Raw genomic sequence first — 18,328 nt, forward strand, 5'->3', positions numbered from 1 at the left:
TCTGACATGTCAAGGTATGAACGCCAGTACGTGTCGTTTTGTTAGGAGTGGTCTAATAAGTCAATCGCGCATAAGGAAAACTGCGAGGCAGCTTTTAGATCTGGCAGAGCAGGAGAAAAACTCCACGGTTTGATCTCTATGACATACAAGATGCATCCTTTCTTAAAAGAAGCCTATGACAAAGAATTGGTAGCCGCTATAGAGCAGTACCATAGCGGCTACCTGAAACTTGCATTCACTAATCTCGAACGTGCGCATATCCTCGGCCAGTCCTACAATATTGCTCATGCACGAACGCACTGGTGGATGTTGAGGGTTGGTTTGCGAAATCGAGATATCGTAGAGATTCTGGGCCAGATTCCAAGGATTCTGGGGGCGTTACTTTTCTCGAGAATCTGGGCTCCAATCGGCAATACCGGAGGCGCTCGAGTGCCTCTGTTTAAGACGATGCCTATCCCACATGAACTTCAAGTACTACTTGATAGGTATGGGCATAAGCCAAATAAATGGCTGACTTTATGAACATCATGTGAATATTTCACTTCTTCGACTATCGCGGGCAAATCCAGCCCGAAATCTATTCGTCCCTCAGGCCCTCCACAACCGGTTGCCGCGCGGCCCATCGGGCCGGAAAATAGCCGGCTACCAATGTTGCCAATACGGCAAGTGCCACGGCTTGAAGGAGCGAGCCGATCGGAATGATCATTTGAATGGTCCATCCAAACGACTGCTTATTGATCACTTTGATCAGCAACAACGACAGTAGACCTCCTCCAATAAGTCCCAGCACAATCCCTATCGCACCAAGATAGATGGCCTCCCAGAGTACCAGCTGTTGAATCTGCCCCGGGCTGCCACCGATGGCCCGGAGAGTGGCGAACTCCCGACGTCGTTCGAGCACGGAGGTAATGAGTGTGTTGACGATCCCCAGCATCGCAATGACGACGGCGATAGCCTCTAAGACATAGGTCAGGAGAAAGGTCCGATCGAAAATCTCAAGGATTTCTTTCCGCAGTTCGGTATTACTGATGACTAATGGGGGAAGTCCTCCTTTGGTCACAACGCTCAATTGTTCGCCGATCCTGGCTCGTACACGATCCAGACTGGCTCGCTCGCGCAGATATACAGGAAAGACGGTCACGAACTCGTCGTGCCACAGGGACTGATAGAGGGCTCGATCCATGAGGAGCTTACCCCCGTCCGTTGAATAGTCATAAAACACTGCGACAATAGGAAACTGCCTCACCCCACTTGGCGTCATGATGTCAAGGGAGGACCCTTCCCGCACACCCAAGCGATCGGCCAACACTTCGGAAACGAGCAAGCCACCGATCTCAGCCGCTCGATTGAGCTGTTCTGACGAATCACCGTTTCGGACCAGATACTGGCTCCACTGCGCATGTAAGCGCAAATCTCTCGAAACAACGGCCACCCGATGGCCTTGTAGCGTAATACGTACATCGCGGTAGGTATCTACTGCCGCCACCTCAGGAATCGAGGATAGTATGGTCGTCCACGCCGGCGGCAGGCTCCGCCCGATGGTCCCGATCTCCGTACCTCGCAACCAGAGTGACGGCGCCACGACCACATCGGCTAAAACCGTATCGGCAACCCAGACCTCCACGGTATGCCGAAAGCTGCGCACCATCACCAGCACCCCGATCATAATCGCCAGCCCCACCATAAACGCTGAGACCGTAACACCGTTTCGACCGGGATTTCTCGACGCGTGCTCCACCGCAATCGTTCTCATCACCCCTGGCAATCCGGTTATTGGACCGATCGATCGATGATGATGCGTTCCTCTCGTGACACATAATGGAGCCAGACAAGCCAACCCAGCTAAGAGACAGAGCGTGGCCATGTAGCCCAAGACCGGAACCCCTTGAATCGGCCCTGGCCAGCTCAGGAATCCTGCCAGGCCAAGCAGTGCACATCCCATGAGAGCGAGACGGCCCACTCGCAACTGCTGACTCGCTTCATAATCTCCCGGAGCAAGAGCACGAACGGTCGCCGTCCGGCTGGCATCCACACTGGGGCCGATTGCTCCGATCATGGACACCACACAACCGATGAGCACGCCTTCCACCCCCATCGTGAACCATGGTCCGGCCCATAATGATTCTGATCCACCGGCACTCACCGGAACGTAGAGATCTGAGATGGTTCGGCTCAGCAGTGCGATCAGCTGCTGCGCCAACACCATTCCCGCGATACTTCCGAGAACACCTCCCAAGATACCGAACAGCCCAGCCTCAATGAGAAACAACAGCGCCACCCGCCCTTGAGTCATCCCCACCGCTCGATAGATACCAATTTCCCGCCGTCTTTGTGCAACGGCGAAGGCCATGGTGTTATAAATCAAAAACATCCCCACCAACAGGCCAACCCAGCTGAGCACCGTGAGATTCAAGCGGAACGCACTGATCATTTGCTCGACCTGACTCGTCCGGTTCACCGGTCGCTCGACCGTCACATGTGGCGGCAAGACCGTTCGTACCTTCTCTGCCACCTCCTCAACAGACAGGTTTGGAGCGGTCACGAGATCAATCCGATCGACCAGACCAACCATGCCAAAAGTCACCTGAGCGGCAGCAATATCCATGACCGCCAGACGCTCCCAGGACGAACGTTGATCGGATTCGCCGTGAAGAATTCCTGCGACTCGGCAACGACAGCTGCCGGTCCCAATGAGAAGATGAACCTCATCCCCTACCGACAGGTTCCATTCGGTCGCTAGTTTTTCCCCCATAAACACCGAGTATGGATGGATCATGTCAAGCATCTGGCGTTCGGTAGTCGGCTGACTCACACGAAACCCTCTCGTATTGAATTCAGCCAAGAGATCCAGACCAAGCACTTGAATCGCCTGTTCAGGTTGATCCCTTCTTATTCGAACGGCGGTTTGAAGAATTACGGGAGATACTGTGGTCACGCCGGGAACAGTACGTAGGTGCGTGATCAGTCGCTCATCAAGACCTGCCTCACCTCCTGCCACCTCCAAGGTGGTTGGACCGGCCACGGTCAGCACCGCTTGCTCAAATGAGCTCAGCACATCCACATTGGCCGTACGCACGGCCACGGATGCTGAAACCCCAAGGGCCACACCGCCGATCGTTAGTGCGGTCCGCAATGGCCATTGTCGCAGGTGGGAGAGAAGAATCAGAAGAACGACTTTAATAAAGGACAGCATGAAGGTAGAAGAAGCGGAACCGCGAGGGACACACACCAGAGACTGATTATCCGAAGCTGACAGTCCCAACCTGTTTCTGCAAATTCTTTGAGTTTCGTTTACACGCTGAGGACCGTTTGCTAGACTGACGCGTACTTATACAGAAGGAGCACCAATGGCAAGACACTCTCGCACAGCAGCAAAAGCATCCAAACATCTCGTACGAACCACCCGCCCCCCTAAGTCTGCAGTGTCCATCACCCCCAGGCAACGTGAAATCTTGAGACTCGTCGCACTCGGCCATACAAATCGCGAAATCGCCGGATCGTTGGGGATCAGTGTCAGGACGGTTGAGGTCCACCGCTTCAACTTGATGCGGCGGCTGAACGTTCGCAACGTGGCCCAGCTGCTACGCCAAGCATTGCAGCAAAATCTCTTGCCGCGCAACTTCGGCACCAAATGAGCTAGAGTTCCTTGAGACGTCCGCGGCACTCCTGAATCGATCGGTATCCCTTTCGGGTTAATACCGCCCCGAGTTCTGCCTCTAAACGACGGAAGGCGCCCAACCCCTCCTCCACCAATACTGTTCCAACCTGCACCGCTGACGCTCCACAGAGAATATGTTCAAACGCATCACCGCCATCCATCACTCCACCCGTGCCAATGATGGGCATCTTCTCTCCAAAGATCTTATAGAAGGCACGGACGTTCGCCAAAGCCACGGGTTTGATCAGGCGTCCGCCTAATCCACCAAATCCACCTTTCGGCTTGATCACGACCGTTTCCCGCTCCGAATCAACCACGAGTCCATTGCCGACTGAATTGATCAGGTTCAGAAAGTCCACGCCACATCGCCCTAGCATGGTGCCCATCGCATGATGATGGGCTGGATCAAAGTAGGGCGGCAGCTTGACCCCCATGGGAACGGTGATTTTTGGACGCACCTTTTTGAGTACTCGCTCAGAGGCGTCCGGGTCATACCCGATCTGCGGCTTCCCAGGGATGTTGGGACAGGATAAATTTACCTCAATAAGATCCGGTTGTGCGGCATTGATTGTTTCCGCAATCGTCGGAAAATCGTCCTCCGTCAGTCCGGCTACACTGGCAATGACGGGCTTGCCAAATCGTTTGAGCTGCGGAATTAATTCAGCATATGCTCGATAGCCAAGATTCGGCAGTCCCATGGAGTTGATAGAGCCTCCCGGAAACCCATAATACCTCGGCTCTGGATTCCCTTGACGCGGCTCAATCGTCATCGATTTTGTGACGATCGCCCCTGCGGTGGACCCTCCGAGGGCCTCCAATTCTTCTCGCGTCACACAAAGCGCACCAGCTGCATTCATAAAACAGCTGGGGAACATCACGCCTGCAATCGTCGTCGAGAGGTTCATGATGGGCAAACCGAATGAGTAACAGGGGTCGTGCGTGAAACCAGTCTACCGTCACGCATCGCCCACGTATAGTCAGCCGCGAACGCAGCCTGTGTGCTATGAGTCACCAACAGCACCGTCTGTCCCCCAGACTGGGCGAGCCCACGGATCAGTGTCATGATCTCTGCACCTTGATGCGAATCCACGTTGCCGGTCGGTTCATCAGCCAACAGAAGCCGTGGTTGGTGGACTAATGCCCGCGCAATCGCCACTCGTTGCTGCTCGCCACCCGAGAGCTCACCTGGACGATGGCGGCGCCGATGACTCATGCCAACCTGATGCAACAGATCATCGACCCGTGCAGCAATATCACGTCCTTGGTCTCCCCGCAACATCAACGGGAGTGCGATATTCTCTTCCGCCGTCAGTCCATGAACAAGATGGAAGGCTTGAAACACAATCCCGATTGTTTCACGCCGCATCGTCGTCCAGTCCTGACTGTTCAGCGTGCTCGTGGACCGTCCATCAATCACAACTTCACCAGAAGTGGGGTGATCCAGCCCAGCGACAAGATTGAGAAGGGTACTTTTCCCACACCCACTAGGACCGACAAACGCACAGAATTCGCCCTGCCGAATTTCAAGATCCACATCGTGCAAGGCGGTCACCATGGCCTCACCGCGCGAGTAAGTCTTGGAAAGCCGTCTGATCGTAACCACCGACTCCGAATGCTCCTGAACGACGTGGTCCTAGATCCTCTGAAACCCGTACTCCTATAACACACCCCTTCGGAACAGGACAACCTTGACAGGAGCTGCCGCTTCGCCATAATGAAACAAGCGCAAGGATTCATCTCTGTCTGCCATGGCTGCCTTTCCTCTGCTCCCAACATTCCTACGTCGTGTCACACGCTTTTTCTTCCCAATTCAGTGTGTCGTGTGTGGTGCACCCTTGGCAGATGACCTGATCCCTCATTTTTGTACCGGCTGCTGGAGCGCGCTTCAGCCGATGCCCCCAGCTCGATGTGCACGATGTGATCGACCGTTTGCTTCTGCATTGGCGACTGCCTATAGCCCGCAGCACCTGTGCTACGCCTGCGTTGAACGTCCACCTTCCTACACACGAGCCTGGACACTATATCCCTACACCCCTCCCCTCCAAGATGCGATCCGCCTGTTGAAGTACCAGGGCAAGGTGTCCCTCGTGACACCCCTTGCCAACTTGATGCTCACCACACTTCCACAGCTGGATACCATCGACATGATCATCCCAGTTCCATTGCACCACGCGCGGCTCTGCCAGCGAGAGTTCAATCAGGCACTGCTGCTGGCCGATCAGATCGGACGGCATCTGAATATTTCCATTTCGTACACCAATCTGGTCCGTACCACTTCCACCGCGCCTCAGACCTCTCTCTCCCGCAAAAGCCGGCTCAAAAACCTTCGCCACGCATTTGCGGTACGGCATCCTACTCAGCTCATGAACAAACGTATTTTATTGATTGACGATGTCTTCACAACCGGCACGACTGTCAACGAATGTGCCAGGACTCTGCGCCGATCCGGTTCAGCCGACGTCTTCGTCCTCACCTTGGCACGAACCATCGACCAGAATCTGATCCCTGATCGCACGCACTCTCCAGCATTCTATCCATTTTCAAGTCATTGAAAGGTCAACTTCATGCCCATCTATGAGTACCTGTGCCAGGACTGCACGAAGCGCAATGCGATCCTGATATTGAACCCCCAGCGAGTCGATCCGGTGCAATGCCGTCACTGTGGAAGCTTAAGGATGAATCGCCTCCTCTCACGATTTTCCGCTCCCAAGTCGGAGGAGGCCAGGCTCGAGTCACTTGCCGATCCCACCACCCTCGGTGGACTCGATGAATCTGATCCCCGGAGTGTCGCCCGACTCATGAAGAAAATGGGACAGGAGTTGGGTGAAGACGTCAGTGACGTCGAAGCCATGTTGGACGAACCAGGTAGAGACGACTCAAGCGTCGACCACGCCGACGACATCTAAGATGTTTCTCATATATTTTCACTTGACTTTCTTACAACGACCTCTAGAATACCTCCATAGTGGGGGTGGTATGTAGCATGGAAGCTCTATGACGAAGTGGAGTAATGAGCAAGACTCCCAAGAGCGAGCTGATGACAGCCATGAAAACCTACCGCTTCCTCAAGATTCCACAGGATACGCTCTATCGGTATCTTCAGCGCCGATCCATCCCTGGATCTATGCTTGGCATCGATTGGCGATTCGTTCGTTCGGATCTCGAACGGTGGATCCAAGACACCCAACTCCAGATATCCGGGCAATTCCTAAACTAAGGGATTATGATGTTCGCCGGTGAATATCTTTGCAAAGTGGATGAAAAAGGGAGATTTATCGTCCCCTCTCCGATCCGCGAGCAGATTGAAGCCGAGGGCCAAGCCGTGATGTTCTTGAAAGGCCCCGAACAGTCACTCCTGATCTATTCGATGAAGGAATGGGAGAAGGTTCTGGACCGAACAAAGTCGTCCTTGGATGAAGACCAAAGTCGGCTGTTCATGCACTTCGTCGTCTCGGAAGCCGGCTCATCGGATATCGATAAGACCGGACGGATCCTGATTCCTGGCCGTTTACGCAAACTGGTCCCGGTGGATGAGGACCAGGAGATCATATTGGTTGGACTCTATCACCGCATGGAACTGTGGAATCCAAGTGACTGGCGTCGTTATATTGCCCGTACGGAAGATCGGTATGAACAGAATATGGCCAAGATCGTAAACCTGCTCTAAGTCAGCCGCATGCCATCACGCCATCGACGAGGCATTGCATTCTCTTCCCGCATCTCCCTCGCAAAAACAATCCAATCTCAAGGAGCACGATCTCGACTACGGTTCATCGCCTCCGTTTCCCTGAAGACCTCTCCCCGTTCCCTCAAGTCCCTTCGGTCAAATACCAACGCTACTGATAACGCCCAATCCCATCCAGCGATGGTCACCGCAGACAGCCTAACGATTACGTTGCCAGTTCCTCCTAGCATCAACCATCAATATGCCACGGTGAACGGACGTCGATTGCTCTCAGCGACCGGTCGCTCATACAAAGCGCAGGTCGGTCAGCAGGTGTGGGTGACCTTGGCTCAGTCACCTGAGGCGCCATCCTTTCGCGACCGCCTCCAATCCGGCCCACTTTCTCTGTCGATCCGGTTCTTTTTTGCCTCGGCATTGAAGCGGGATCTTGACGGAGGGCTGAAGATCGCCCAGGACGCAATCTGTGAAGGTCTCGACGTCAATGACAATCGGATCATTGAAACTCATCTCTACAAGCACGTCGACAAAATCAACCCCCGCATTGAACTCTCCCTTTCCTGCTTATCACCTTCAACCCACGAGTCCTGACAATAGACTTTCTCCTTCCCGCAGCTACAGTTCTGTCCATCTTCCGCCGATAGGTTAAGAAGCCATCGACTTCGGAACTTTCTCAAAGGCATTTTTTTATCCCGACCATGCGCGTACCCATCAGCCAACTTCAGATCGGAATGTACGTCGCAGGTCTGGATCTCCCATGGTTTCGCTCCCCCTTCCTTCGTCATTCCTTCAAGGTCGAACGACCAGCGCAAATCGAGAAGTTGCTCCGCGCCGGAGTCAAGACAGTGACTATCGATCTTGACCGGGGGATCAGCCCTCACCCTGAGCAAGATACGACAGACCGACAACCCCCGACACCCCACACCCCGGCGATTCAGGACAAAAAGCCGATCAAATCACTTGCCCAACTTAACGAAGAATATGCACAAGCTGCGCTGGCAAAGCAGCAGTTGACACAGTCCGTTCAGACTGTCTTCACAAGGATTGCGAGTACCGGAACGGTCAATGCGCAACAAGCAGCCGATGCCGTCCACGAGATCACGATTGTGACCAGAACGCTCACCCCCTCATCCGTCTTCATGGCCTTGAGCCAGAATCGAGCCGGTGATCCAATGCTGAGCCAGCATGCCCTCACAACCTGTACCTTGGCATTGATCCTGGGACAGACATTTCAGTTCAACCCATTGGAGCTGCAAGAACTGGCCACGGCCGCGCTCCTGCATGACATCGGACTGCTGCAGATAGCCCCCGCACTCGTTCGTCATGCGCACGCCGACCAACGTCTTTCCCCTGCTCAACAACGAGAGTTTGAGACTCATCCACGTATCGGCGTGAGAACATTGCAACAAGCAGGCAGCAGCGAGACGGCCATCCTCCATCTCATTGCCAACCATCATGCCTATCTCGATGACAGCGGGTATCCGAAAGAAGCTCGAGGGGAATTTACCTCGGACCGAACCAGAATTCTTATGATCGTTGATCGGTACGATGAACTGTTAAGTGGATTCGGCGGGGCCACACCGCTGCCTTCGCACCGGACGTTTCAGCGGCTCTACCAAGAAGCTCGACAGAATAAGCTCGATCAGCAGCTTCTATCATCATTTATTGGGTTAGTGGGCATTTATCCGGTGCATAGCCAGGTACGGCTGAATACGAAGGAACGAGGCGTGGTAACGACGTTGAATCAAGAGACATTGCACCAGCCGATCATCACCATCACTCATCAGCCAGAAGGCACGACCTATCCGGACCCGTTCACCGTCAATCTGGCGAATCAACCCGATGGGCCGCAGACTCGTGCCATAGAAGCGGTCATCACGTAATGAAGCTGACGAACAGCGCACGCGACCAACCAGCGTACCTATTCGTAGCGCAAGGCCTCGATCGGATTCAATCGTGCTGCTTTATTGGCAGGATAGAGTCCAAAAAACAGGCCAACCACGAGGGAAAAACCGAATGCAGTCACAATCGTCTTTCCTGAGATGATGGTCGGCCAACCGGCAATAATGGACGTCAGCTTGGCCGCAGTCACACCCAAGAGCACACCGATCCCTCCCCCAACCATACTGAGCGTCATGGCCTCAATGAGAAATTGCATCATGATGTGGAGCCGTTTGGCGCCGACCGCCATACGTATTCCGATCTCTCGCGTGCGTTCAGTGACCGACACGAGCAAGATATTCATAATGCCGATGCCTCCGACAAGAAGGGAGACGGATGCAATGACAAGCAACATACCCGTCAAGGTCTCACTGGTCCCTTCTTGAATCTTTGCAACATCGATTTGGGTACGAATCAGGAAGTCATCCGGTCGATCTCCTTGTAATCGATGGCGTGATCTCAACACCTCCCGTATTTGTTCAATCGCATCAAATATATCTTCCGTCCGATCTGTAGAAACATGGACGCCACTGACGGACCCAAGAAACGATGTCCCCAACACCTTTCGCTCAGCAGTGGTGAAAGGAATAATCACCACATCATCCTGATCATAGCCAGAAGGACTCTGCCCTTTCGGACTCAAGACACCGATAACCCGGATCGGAACATTTTTCACACGAATAACCGCCCCAACCGGCTCCTCTCCCGACTCAAAGAGGTTGTCCACCACCGTCTGACCAATCAGTGCCACGCGAGCGGCGGTATCCATGTCCGTTTGGGTAAATGGACCTCCGCTGCTGTAGGCCCAGTCTCTGATCGTCAGCACACTCGGCGAAGCCCCTATCACCGTCGTACTCCAGTTGCGGCCTCCACTCATCACTTGCATCGAGCCCGATCGAGACCAACCTGCTTCAGCCAAAAGCGGAACCTTCTTTTTTAAGTCGATCGCATCGGCCACCGTCAAGGTAACCACGGCACCTTGCCCCCCACGCACACCGCTGATTACCGAATAATTTGGCCAAATGAGAATACTATTCACCCCCATGGAGGCGATCTGTTTCTGCACGGCTAGTTTTGCCCCCTCCCCGATACTGACCATGGCAATAACCGCACCGACTCCGATGATAATCCCCAACATCGTCAATCCAGCACGCAGGCGATTTCGTTGCAAAATTCGCAGCGCAGTCACAACTGTCAGCCACACAAACGTCGGCATCAGCACCCCTGCTAATGAGCCCGATCCTGAATGGTACGGTCACTCAGGACTTGGCCGTCCTTGATCACAATTTCACGCGCAGCAAGGGCGGCAATATCGACTTCATGCGTCACAAGAATGATCGTAATTCCATCACGATTCAATCCCTCAAGAATCGCCATGATTTCATAGCTCGACCCTGTATCAAGATTTCCCGTCGGTTCGTCGGCAAGTAACAAAGATGGCGAGGTCACCAGTGCCCGAGCGATGGCCACCCGTTGCTGTTGACCACCCGACAATTGCGTGGGGGTATGATGCTCCCGGCCCTTCAGTCCGACCCGTTCGAGTGCTGTAGAGGCACGGGCTCGCTGCTCCTTTAAGGACAGTCCTCGGTACAGAAGCGGCAATTGAGCGTTTTCCAATGCGCTGGTTCTCGGAATGAGATTGAAACTTTGAAAGACAAAACCGATTTTCTGATTCCGAATCTCTGCCAACTGATCCGGTTGCAACCCCTCCACCTCAACACCGCCTAACCGATAGTGCCCCTTGCTCGGCTGATCCAGGCAACCAAGAATATTCATCAGCGTGGACTTCCCTGAGCCGCTTGTCCCCATAATGGCGACAAACTCGCCATCGTTGATTGTCACACTGAGGCCCCTCAATGCCTGCACCTCAATGTCACCGACTCGGTACACTTTCCAGAGATCTTCGCAGACGATGAGCGGAGCCATATCCCTAGACAATTCTACAAGAATATTGGTAGGAGGTTAGAAACACGGACGCCCTCAGATGTGTCACGATCTCGTGCCTTATCCATTAGCTACGGACTTCCTCGCCACCTTCTGACATTTTGGCGCGGCCTCAGCGATTTCGAGGACGGGGCGAACTGCCGAACCCCGGAGGAAGCCCCTTGCCCTCCTTTTTCTCGTCGAACGATTGGTCAATCCCGATGACGATCACGTCCCCCGCTGAAAGTCCCTCGGAAATGATCTCCGTTGAAGAGCCGTCGGAAATTCCGGTCTGTACCGACAGCGGAACAAGGTCTCCATTCTCCCCCTGTTTCCAGACGATTTTTGGCGCCACCATGGGTCGCCATTCAGTCGTAACAGGACGAGCGGCTTCTCCCTTGCTTGATCGTCCACCGACATCTCGTGGACTCCCTTCACCTTTTGGTGGCACAAATCTAAGCGCGGCATTGGGAACTTTAATGACCTGGTCCTTCTGCGCGACTACAATCGAGACATTCGCGGTCATGCCTGGCTTGAGCCGCAAATCGGCATTATCCACACTGACCACCACATTGTACGTCACCACGTTCTGTACGCTGATCGGCGCAAGACGAACCTGCTTCACGATGCCCGTAAACGAGATCCCTGGGTAGGCGTCGACGGTGAAGACCGCTTCCTTTCCCTCCGACATCCCTCCGATATCCGATTCGCTCACATTGGTGTCGACTTGCATTTTGGTCAAGTCCAGCGCGATGAGAAAAAGGTTGGGCGTGGCGAAACTGGACGCAACCGTCTGTCCGACCTCGATATTGCGCGCGACCACAATCCCTTCGACAGGCGAACGAATCACCGTATATTTCAGCTCAAGATCCGCGGCATTCACCGCCGCCTCAGCCTGCTTGACCTGTGCCTCAGTGACTCGGACCTGTGCCTCGGCACTGTGGTAATTCGTGATGGCCACATCAGCATCATTTTGGGAAACAAACTGCTCCGGCAACAGCACTTCGACGCGGCTGAGTTCTCGTTTTCGTTGGGCCAAATCGGCTCGCGCACGCGCGACGCTCGCCCGTGCCATCTCCAAGTTACTCGCGGCCTGTTCCCGACGAGCCTTGAACGGCTCCGGGTCAATGACCGCCACAATTTCCCCGGCTTTGACCTGTGAATTGAAATCGGCATGAAGACTCTTGACCATGCCCGACACTTGCGTACCCACTTGGACGGATACCACGGGATTGATCGTCCCGGTTGCACTGACGACGGAAATAACCTGCCCACGCTCAACCGTCGCCGTTCGGTATCGAACAGGGGCCTTCCGCTCCCCGTTGAAAAATACATAGCCTCCGATGCCGAGGCCGACAGCTAGGACGCTAAGAATTAATCCAATTCGTCGCATACGTTACACACACTCGCATTAGGGCTATCCTTTCATCCTATCAGGAAGACTGCCAAGAATCACGCTTCCCCAATCCCGAGACATATGATCTTTCTGCCATACCCATCCCACTCGAGGAGCATGTGGGCTGCACGAGGCTAAGAGACTGAGCGCACGGCCAGAGGAAAATCGAACACGGGAGGATCAGGAAGGAACGATCACACGCTACCTTGCCAAGAAATGCTCCAAGAATGTGGTAGAGACATGGCCCTTTTGAAAATCAGGGTCTTCAAGGATTCGGCGATGAAGCGGAATCGTCGTCTTGATCCCCTCGATAACAAATTCACCCAAGGCTCGCCTCATCCGTGCCATCGACTCCTGTCGATCACGACCATGCGTAATCAACTTCGCAATCATCGAATCGTAATGCGGCACAACGATCGAACCTGACTCCATCGCAGAATCCACTCGCACACCGAATCCTCCCGGGGGGCTGTATTTGGTAATGGTTCCGGGGGATGGGGTAAACTTCTCAGGATCTTCGGCATTGATGCGGCACTCCAGACTGTGGCCGGCCAGCACCACGTCCTGTTGGCGTAGCGAGAGCGGATGTCCAGCTGCAAGCCGAATCTGCTCCTTGATCAAATCGATACCCGTCACCATTTCAGTAATTGGATGCTCCACTTGAATCCGGGTATTGACCTCCATGAAATAAAAGTTTCGATCCTTATCAAGAAGAAACTCCACCGTCCCCACATTGCGATAATGCGCAGCTTTGACGGCCTCCACCGCCACTCGTCCGATATCTCGACGAAGCTTGTCGTCGACGACCGGGGACGGGGTCTCCTCGACCAGCTTCTGATGCCGCCGTTGGATGGAGCAGTCACGTTCCCCAAGATGAATCACGCGGCCATGCTGATCAGCCAAGACCTGCACTTCGATATGGCGCGGCTCCAAAAAATAGCGTTCAAGATAGACACCGTCGTTCCCAAATGTCGATTTGGCTTCAGCTTGAGCGGCTTGGAAGGCGCGTCCCAAGTCTTCGGCTCGATTGACGACGCGCATCCCACGGCCTCCCCCACCCGCCGTTGCTTTGATGATGACCGGGAACCCGATCTTCTGTGCAGCCTGTAACGCGTCTTCCTCACTCCGCACCTCACCGGGGCTCCCTGGAGTGACGGGAAGACCTCGTTTGGCTACGATCTCTCGCGCTTTCGCCTTGTCCCCCATCATGGCGATATTTTCTGAGCTGGGGCCGATGAACTTGATTCCGATCGATTCGCACACTTCGGCAAAATGGGCGTTCTCGGAGAGGAAGCCATACCCGGGGTGAATCGCATCGACTCCGGTAATCTCCGCTGCGCTCAGGACATTGGGAATGTTCCGATAACTGAGCGCGGAATCAGCTGGTCCGACACAGACCTTTTCATCAGCCGCCCGTACATGCATCGCCAGCGCATCAGCTTCGGAATGGATCGCGACGGTCTGAATGCCTAACTCCTTGCAGGCGCGAATGACTCGCAGCGCAATTTCTCCACGATTGGCAATCAGAACTTTTTTAAACACGTCTTGGCTCCGACACGATGGAGAGAATCACTGTGAGAATAACCTATGGGGTGGCTTTAGGATCGATGAGGAACAGGGCTTGACCATATTCAACGGACTTTGTGTTCTCCACTAAGATTTTCACAATCCGACCATCTATTTCAGACTCGATCTCATTCATGAGCTTCATCGCCTCAACGATGCAAAGAACTTGGCCCTTCTTGACAAAGTCGCCTTCATCTACGTATGAATCCGCATCTGGAGAAGGGGAGCGATAAAACGTTCCGACAATCGGTGAGGTCACCGTCACAAACCCGGCCGTGCCTTCCATTACCGGCATTGCAGAGGATACCGTATGCGACGGTTGCTGAAGAATGGTCGGAGCTGACTCCTGATGAACCGCCACAGAAGCTTTTGCCGTAAGCTCGTGCCTCAGCCGTATCCGAACACCCTGGTGCTCAATCTCCAGCTCGGTCAGGTTATTACGCCGAAGAAGATCGATCAGTTCCTGGAGATGTTTGTTGGAACCGATCGTGAGCGTGGCTTCGCCAAGCGGTGGCCCCGGCCTTTCCGACAACACAATACGACGCGCCTTTGGCTTTGACCGACGACTTCTCACCGAACACGCTCCACATAGGATCGCGTACGAGTATCGATTCGAATCACCGTCCCAACCTCCAGATACAGCGGCACCTTAATGGTGGCTCCTGTTTCAACAATGACCGGTTTTGTTCCTCCGGATGCTGTGTCTCCCCGCACACCCGGCTCTCCATCGACGACCTTGAGCTCAATAAAGTTCGGCAGTTCCACCGCGATTGGGCGATGTTCATAGATGAGGATCTTGACGACCATATTTTCTTTTAGCAGATCGGCATTCTCCCCCAATTGACGTTTTTCAAACGTCAGCTGCTCATAGCTCTCCGTATCCATGAGCGTATAAGCCTCGCCGGCCGCATAGAGAAACTGCATATCACGCTCTTCAAGATCCGGCTCTTCAAATCGTTCTCCAGATCGAAATGTGCGATCCAGCACATTCCCCGAGAGGTAGCTCTTCAGCTTGGTACGGACAAATGCACCACCTTTGCCAGGCTTGACGTGTTGAAATTCAACGATATAGAAAGGTTCCCCTTCAACCATCAAACGGACACCACCACGAAAATCAACCGTGGAAATCACTCTAAACCCCCTTCGATGAGAAGAAACACTCCTAACCTACAACCAAGCTCATGTCAGGCCGGTCCTGCCTCTCTCTGCAGGAGAGACCGCCGGTTTGGAATCTGTCGACATGGACTTCGTGACATACTCGCATAGTCCACGCAGGGCCAACAAATAGCCGGATGGACCAAATCCAGAAACCTGCGCGACAGCAACTCCAGACACATAGGACTGTTGTCGAAAGGTTTCCCGCCGGTAAATATTTGACAGATGAACCTCGACCGTAGGGAGCTCGACCGCCGCCAACGCATCGCGTATCGCGATGCTGGTGTGAGTATAGGCTGCCGGATTGATGATGATCCCCTGACAATCTCGGCGGGCTTCCTGAATCCAAGTCACCAACTCTCCCTCATGATTGGATTGTCGAATGACAAGCTCAGCTCCAAGTTCATCTCCCAATTTGTGGAGAGACGAGTCAATCGTTTCGAGAGACGTGGTCCCATAAATAGACTGCTCGCGATTACCAAGCAGATTCAGATTGGGACCATGCAAAACCAAGACACGGAGCACGGCGCGTATCCCCCTTCCACACCAAAAGAAGACCACCCACGTACCAGAGGCGGCATTCTAGCAGTCTGCTTTCAGAGGGTCAAACCGTTGACGTCACACAGACGTCTTCTGGACAGGTTGCGGTGGGCCAGAAACATCACGGCGGCGCGCTTGGATCAAATGAAGCCACTGCTCAAGTCGTGCAACGACCGATCTATCCGTTTCCTGAAGACTCAAAGATGGACCAGCAGCTACTGGCTCGGCACATTTGGTTAAGCCAGGTCGGATCGGAGCCAAATGATCGTCACTATCATTCGCTATTACCTGAGCCGCCCCTCCCACAACTGATGCCATGGGTGCTCCACCAAGGCCATCAGACTGAGGCTTCTCAAAATCCACGGCTGGTTGGTGAGGAGCCGGAACATGTTCCTTGACCACTACGTGGTCAAGACTTGCCCGCAGAGCCAACGCTTCTTGATCCTGTGAGTTCACCGCCAAGATAGCGTTACAAGAACGGATGGCGGCATCCTTGGCCCCTTGAGTGGCATAGAGCTTGGCCAATGTTCGATGCGCACGCAGATTATCAGGGCTTACTTTTATGGCCTCTTCAAGAATGGCTTTGGCCTTCACTGGCTGGTTCACCTGCTCATACGCACGCCCTAACGCCACCATGGCCGTAATGAAACCGGGATAGGTCTTCAGGCCATCCTCCAGCACAACGACGGCCTCCTCCCACCGGCCAGCTTTCCCATACTCTTCAGCCAGAGGGATAAAGACTTTTGATCCTGGCTCTTTGGCGAGCGCCATGGCCAATCGATCAATTTCGGCAGCGTTGTCCGTCTTCTTGGAAGCAGAAGCCATAAACAGGATTACTCCACGAATGACTCACCGCGCGGTGCCACCAAATACAAATCACGCACCGCATTCAGAATCTCATCTGCCAACCGCCGCTTGGGCATCAGGCTGAATACTCTCTGCTCTCCTGTCGCTGATAGAATGACCGCCGCATTATCATCACTGCCGAACCCGCCACCTGTTTGCGTCACATCATTGGCGACAATGAGATCCAAACCTTTTCCCTTCAGCTTGTCCTTGGCATGAGCTAGTACTTGTTCCGTTTCTGCTGCAAACCCGACAACAACCTGTGATGTACGCCTTGCAGAGAGCATCGCAAGAATGTCCGGAGTTGCTTCGAGTGCCAGCTCCATCTCAGATTTCCCCTGTTTTTTCAGTTTCCCTGAGGCTGTCACCCGTGGACGAAAATCCGCAACGGCAGCCGCCATGATCAGGACTGTGCAGGAAGAAAAGTGCTGAGACAAGGCATCGGCCATCTCACTCGCAGTATTCACGTGAACCGTGGTAACCCCCGAAGGAGGTGTCAATGCAGAAGGTCCCGTGACCAAGACCACGTCCCCTCCACGAGCACGCACCGCTTCCGCAATGGCATACCCCATTTTCCCTGACGAACGATTGGAAAGAAACCGCACCGGATCGAGAGGCTCTTGAGTTGGCCCGGCGGATACCAATACCCGCTGGCCTCGCCAATCGCTCTGCCGAAATACCGCAGCATGAACTGTGTCCAGAATTATTGCCTCTGTTGGGAGCCTCCCCTGAGCGACCCGACCCGATGCAAGTGGGCCTACTTCAGGATCAAGCACAACCACCCCACGCGCTCGAAGCGCATCCACATGTTGAGCAACTGTTGGATGCGTCCACATCTCGCCGTCCATAGCGGGGGCAACAATGACAGGGCATCGAACATTCAGCAGCATCGTGGTCAAGACATCATCCGCAAGGCCAATCGCCGCCTTCGCCAGAAAATGCGCCGTCGCCGGCGCCACAAGAACCGCATCGGCACCCTCGGCCATGGTCAAATGCGGCATGGTTTCATGAGCCTCAAAGAGATCGGTGATGACGTGATGACCTGAGAGCACCTCGAACGTCAGAGGCGTCATAAATTTTGTCGCCCCCCGAGTCATGACAACCGATACGGACGCCCCTTGATCTCTCAATGCGCGAAGCACACCGACGGCCTTATAGGCGGCAATACTTCCTGTCACCCCTAACACGAGGTGTTTACCACCAAGAGTCATGGTGGACCTCGCTTCGTCCACCAGCTACTCCTCGGTTTGGACTACCGCCGGCTGAGCCGTATCATCTACATAGACACTGAGCTCTTTCTTGATCTCTCGCGCATCTTCCCCGGTCATCATCGCAATACGCTCTGTCTCGCCTTCTTTCCCACGCTTCGCCTCTTTCATCGCATCACGTGCTTCCTTACCGATCAGATACTTCACTTGCCCCTTCAACACCTCATCAAGCGCAACGGTGGTTTCCTTCGTAAACCGAGAGGGTCCACCAGGCCTGGCACCCTGGGTCAAATGCTTAGCCCTCTGCGAGGCGACAATCACCAATCGGTGCCTGGAGTCGAATTCATTGGAGGTATACTGCGGCAACAAATTCAGCATATCGATCATAATATAGCTCTCTCCCTATACGATAA

21 protein-coding genes and 1 pseudogene are annotated in these 18,328 nt (G+C 54.1%); 9 read left to right on the forward strand and 13 right to left on the reverse strand.

The genetic code is table 11. The annotated features are described in order from the left end of the window. Positions 1-150 precede the first annotated feature (150 nt). Positions 151-522, forward strand: coding sequence for a DUF3703 domain-containing protein (locus tag COMA1_RS22055; protein WP_090751316.1), 372 nt, complete (start codon positions 151-153; stop codon positions 520-522). Positions 523-577: 55 nt separating this feature from the next. Here COMA1_RS22055 and COMA1_RS19735 read toward each other — a convergent pair whose 3' ends face one another. Next, a complete protein-coding gene (locus COMA1_RS19735) occupies positions 578-3,229 on the reverse strand; it encodes an FtsX-like permease family protein (protein ID WP_141654434.1) in 2,652 nt (883 codons plus the stop codon). A gap of 118 nt (positions 3,230-3,347) precedes the next feature. On the opposite strand from COMA1_RS19735, the gene COMA1_RS19740 reads away from it, so the two are divergent. Next, entirely contained in the window at positions 3,348-3,635 is a 288-nt protein-coding gene (locus COMA1_RS19740; protein WP_090751253.1) for a response regulator transcription factor, read from the forward strand. A 1-nt stretch (position 3,636) separates the two neighbouring features. On the opposite strand, the gene COMA1_RS19745 is transcribed toward COMA1_RS19740, so the two are convergent. Together COMA1_RS19745 and COMA1_RS19750 are read right to left on the reverse strand one after the other, a co-directional pair. After that, the gene (locus COMA1_RS19745) at positions 3,637-4,566 is read right to left on the reverse strand and encodes a dihydroorotate oxidase (protein ID WP_176698215.1); all 930 of its coding nucleotides are present in this window, start codon (positions 4,564-4,566) and stop codon (positions 3,637-3,639) included. Then, the gene (locus tag COMA1_RS19750; RefSeq protein WP_218055438.1) at positions 4,560-5,261 is read right to left on the reverse strand and encodes an ABC transporter ATP-binding protein; all 702 of its coding nucleotides are present in this window, start codon (positions 5,259-5,261) and stop codon (positions 4,560-4,562) included. The genes COMA1_RS19745 and COMA1_RS19750 overlap by 7 nt, the downstream gene beginning before the upstream one ends. A 145-nt stretch (positions 5,262-5,406) precedes the next feature. Here COMA1_RS19750 and COMA1_RS22255 point away from each other — a divergent pair. The 7 genes and pseudogenes from COMA1_RS22255 to COMA1_RS19780 all read left to right on the forward strand — a co-directional run. Then, positions 5,407-5,628, forward strand: a pseudogene (locus COMA1_RS22255) (double zinc ribbon domain-containing protein); the annotation flags it as partial. Between the two features lie 117 nt (positions 5,629-5,745). Next, the gene (locus tag COMA1_RS21265) at positions 5,746-6,210 is read left to right on the forward strand and encodes a ComF family protein (protein ID WP_176698204.1); all 465 of its coding nucleotides are present in this window, start codon (positions 5,746-5,748) and stop codon (positions 6,208-6,210) included. Positions 6,211-6,222: 12 nt separating this feature from the next. Beyond that, positions 6,223-6,564 carry an FmdB family zinc ribbon protein gene (locus COMA1_RS19760; RefSeq protein WP_090751256.1) on the forward strand — a complete coding sequence of 114 codons (342 nt, stop codon included), beginning with the start codon at positions 6,223-6,225 and terminating at the stop codon, positions 6,562-6,564. A 104-nt stretch (positions 6,565-6,668) separates the two neighbouring features. After that, complete coding sequence (locus tag COMA1_RS19765) at positions 6,669-6,875, forward strand: helix-turn-helix domain-containing protein (protein WP_090751257.1); 207 nt, start codon at positions 6,669-6,671, stop codon at positions 6,873-6,875. A 6-nt stretch (positions 6,876-6,881) separates the two neighbouring features. Then, positions 6,882-7,325 carry a division/cell wall cluster transcriptional repressor MraZ gene (locus tag COMA1_RS19770; protein WP_090751258.1) on the forward strand — a complete coding sequence of 148 codons (444 nt, stop codon included), beginning with the start codon at positions 6,882-6,884 and terminating at the stop codon, positions 7,323-7,325. Positions 7,326-7,553: 228 nt separating this feature from the next. Further along, positions 7,554-7,931 (forward strand): RusA family crossover junction endodeoxyribonuclease, encoded by a 378-nt coding sequence (locus COMA1_RS21270; protein WP_176698205.1) that lies wholly within the window; start codon positions 7,554-7,556, stop codon positions 7,929-7,931. Positions 7,932-8,038: 107 nt separating this feature from the next. Further along, positions 8,039-9,223: a cyclic di-GMP phosphodiesterase gene (locus COMA1_RS19780; RefSeq protein WP_090751260.1), complete on the forward strand. Its 1,185-nt coding sequence runs from the start codon at positions 8,039-8,041 to the stop codon at positions 9,221-9,223. A gap of 38 nt (positions 9,224-9,261) precedes the next feature. On the opposite strand, the gene COMA1_RS19785 is transcribed toward COMA1_RS19780, so the two are convergent. The 10 genes from COMA1_RS19785 to COMA1_RS19830 all read right to left on the reverse strand — a co-directional run bounded on the left by COMA1_RS19785 (position 9,262) and on the right by COMA1_RS19830 (position 18,302). Continuing rightward, positions 9,262-10,497 carry an ABC transporter permease gene (locus COMA1_RS19785; RefSeq protein WP_090751261.1) on the reverse strand — a complete coding sequence of 412 codons (1,236 nt, stop codon included), beginning with the start codon at positions 10,495-10,497 and terminating at the stop codon, positions 9,262-9,264. A gap of 11 nt (positions 10,498-10,508) precedes the next feature. Next, on the reverse strand, positions 10,509-11,207 hold the full coding sequence (locus COMA1_RS19790; protein WP_090751262.1) for an ABC transporter ATP-binding protein: 699 nt from the start codon (positions 11,205-11,207) through the stop codon (positions 10,509-10,511). Between the two features lie 130 nt (positions 11,208-11,337). Beyond that, complete coding sequence (locus tag COMA1_RS19795) at positions 11,338-12,597, reverse strand: efflux RND transporter periplasmic adaptor subunit (protein ID WP_090751263.1); 1,260 nt, start codon at positions 12,595-12,597, stop codon at positions 11,338-11,340. Between the two features lie 204 nt (positions 12,598-12,801). After that, a complete protein-coding gene (gene accC, locus COMA1_RS19800) occupies positions 12,802-14,142 on the reverse strand; it encodes an acetyl-CoA carboxylase biotin carboxylase subunit (RefSeq protein ID WP_090751264.1) in 1,341 nt (446 codons plus the stop codon). A 43-nt stretch (positions 14,143-14,185) separates the two neighbouring features. Further along, a complete protein-coding gene (accB, locus tag COMA1_RS19805; protein ID WP_218055439.1) occupies positions 14,186-14,740 on the reverse strand; it encodes an acetyl-CoA carboxylase biotin carboxyl carrier protein in 555 nt (184 codons plus the stop codon). Further along, positions 14,737-15,297, reverse strand: coding sequence for an elongation factor P (efp, locus tag COMA1_RS19810; RefSeq protein ID WP_090751265.1), 561 nt, complete (start codon positions 15,295-15,297; stop codon positions 14,737-14,739). Before efp ends, accB begins: the two co-directional genes overlap by 4 nt. 48 nt (positions 15,298-15,345) lie before the next feature. Further along, positions 15,346-15,846 carry a type II 3-dehydroquinate dehydratase gene (gene aroQ, locus COMA1_RS19815; RefSeq protein WP_090751266.1) on the reverse strand — a complete coding sequence of 167 codons (501 nt, stop codon included), beginning with the start codon at positions 15,844-15,846 and terminating at the stop codon, positions 15,346-15,348. A gap of 93 nt (positions 15,847-15,939) precedes the next feature. Next, the gene (locus COMA1_RS19820; protein WP_090751267.1) at positions 15,940-16,686 is read right to left on the reverse strand and encodes a tetratricopeptide repeat protein; all 747 of its coding nucleotides are present in this window, start codon (positions 16,684-16,686) and stop codon (positions 15,940-15,942) included. A gap of 8 nt (positions 16,687-16,694) precedes the next feature. Further along, the gene (gene coaBC / locus COMA1_RS19825; RefSeq protein ID WP_245631166.1) at positions 16,695-17,939 is read right to left on the reverse strand and encodes a bifunctional phosphopantothenoylcysteine decarboxylase/phosphopantothenate--cysteine ligase CoaBC; all 1,245 of its coding nucleotides are present in this window, start codon (positions 17,937-17,939) and stop codon (positions 16,695-16,697) included. 3 nt (positions 17,940-17,942) lie between these two features. After that, complete coding sequence (locus COMA1_RS19830) at positions 17,943-18,302, reverse strand: DNA-directed RNA polymerase subunit omega (RefSeq protein ID WP_090751268.1); 360 nt, start codon at positions 18,300-18,302, stop codon at positions 17,943-17,945. Between the last annotated feature and the right edge of the window lie 26 nt (positions 18,303-18,328).

The sequence above is a fragment of the Candidatus Nitrospira nitrosa genome (genome assembly GCF_001458735.1).
Lineage (GTDB): Bacteria > Nitrospirota > Nitrospiria > Nitrospirales > Nitrospiraceae > Nitrospira_D > Nitrospira_D nitrosa.

Coding starts and splice junctions, on each gene's coding strand:
- COMA1_RS22055 (WP_090751316.1), top strand. CDS start 151: ATGCATCCTTTCTTAAAAGAAGCCTATGACAAAGAATTGGTAGCCGCT.
- COMA1_RS19740 (WP_090751253.1), top strand. CDS start 3,348: ATGGCAAGACACTCTCGCACAGCAGCAAAAGCATCCAAACATCTCGTA.
- COMA1_RS19760 (WP_090751256.1), top strand. CDS start 6,223: ATGCCCATCTATGAGTACCTGTGCCAGGACTGCACGAAGCGCAATGCG.
- COMA1_RS19765 (WP_090751257.1), top strand. CDS start 6,669: ATGAGCAAGACTCCCAAGAGCGAGCTGATGACAGCCATGAAAACCTAC.
- COMA1_RS19770 (WP_090751258.1), top strand. CDS start 6,882: ATGATGTTCGCCGGTGAATATCTTTGCAAAGTGGATGAAAAAGGGAGA.
- COMA1_RS19780 (WP_090751260.1), top strand. CDS start 8,039: ATGCGCGTACCCATCAGCCAACTTCAGATCGGAATGTACGTCGCAGGT.
- COMA1_RS19785 (WP_090751261.1), bottom strand. CDS start 10,497: ATGCCGACGTTTGTGTGGCTGACAGTTGTGACTGCGCTGCGAATTTTG.
- COMA1_RS19790 (WP_090751262.1), bottom strand. CDS start 11,207: ATGGCTCCGCTCATCGTCTGCGAAGATCTCTGGAAAGTGTACCGAGTC.
- COMA1_RS19795 (WP_090751263.1), bottom strand. CDS start 12,597: ATGCGACGAATTGGATTAATTCTTAGCGTCCTAGCTGTCGGCCTCGGC.
- COMA1_RS19820 (WP_090751267.1), bottom strand. CDS start 16,686: ATGGCTTCTGCTTCCAAGAAGACGGACAACGCTGCCGAAATTGATCGA.
- COMA1_RS19830 (WP_090751268.1), bottom strand. CDS start 18,302: ATGATCGATATGCTGAATTTGTTGCCGCAGTATACCTCCAATGAATTC.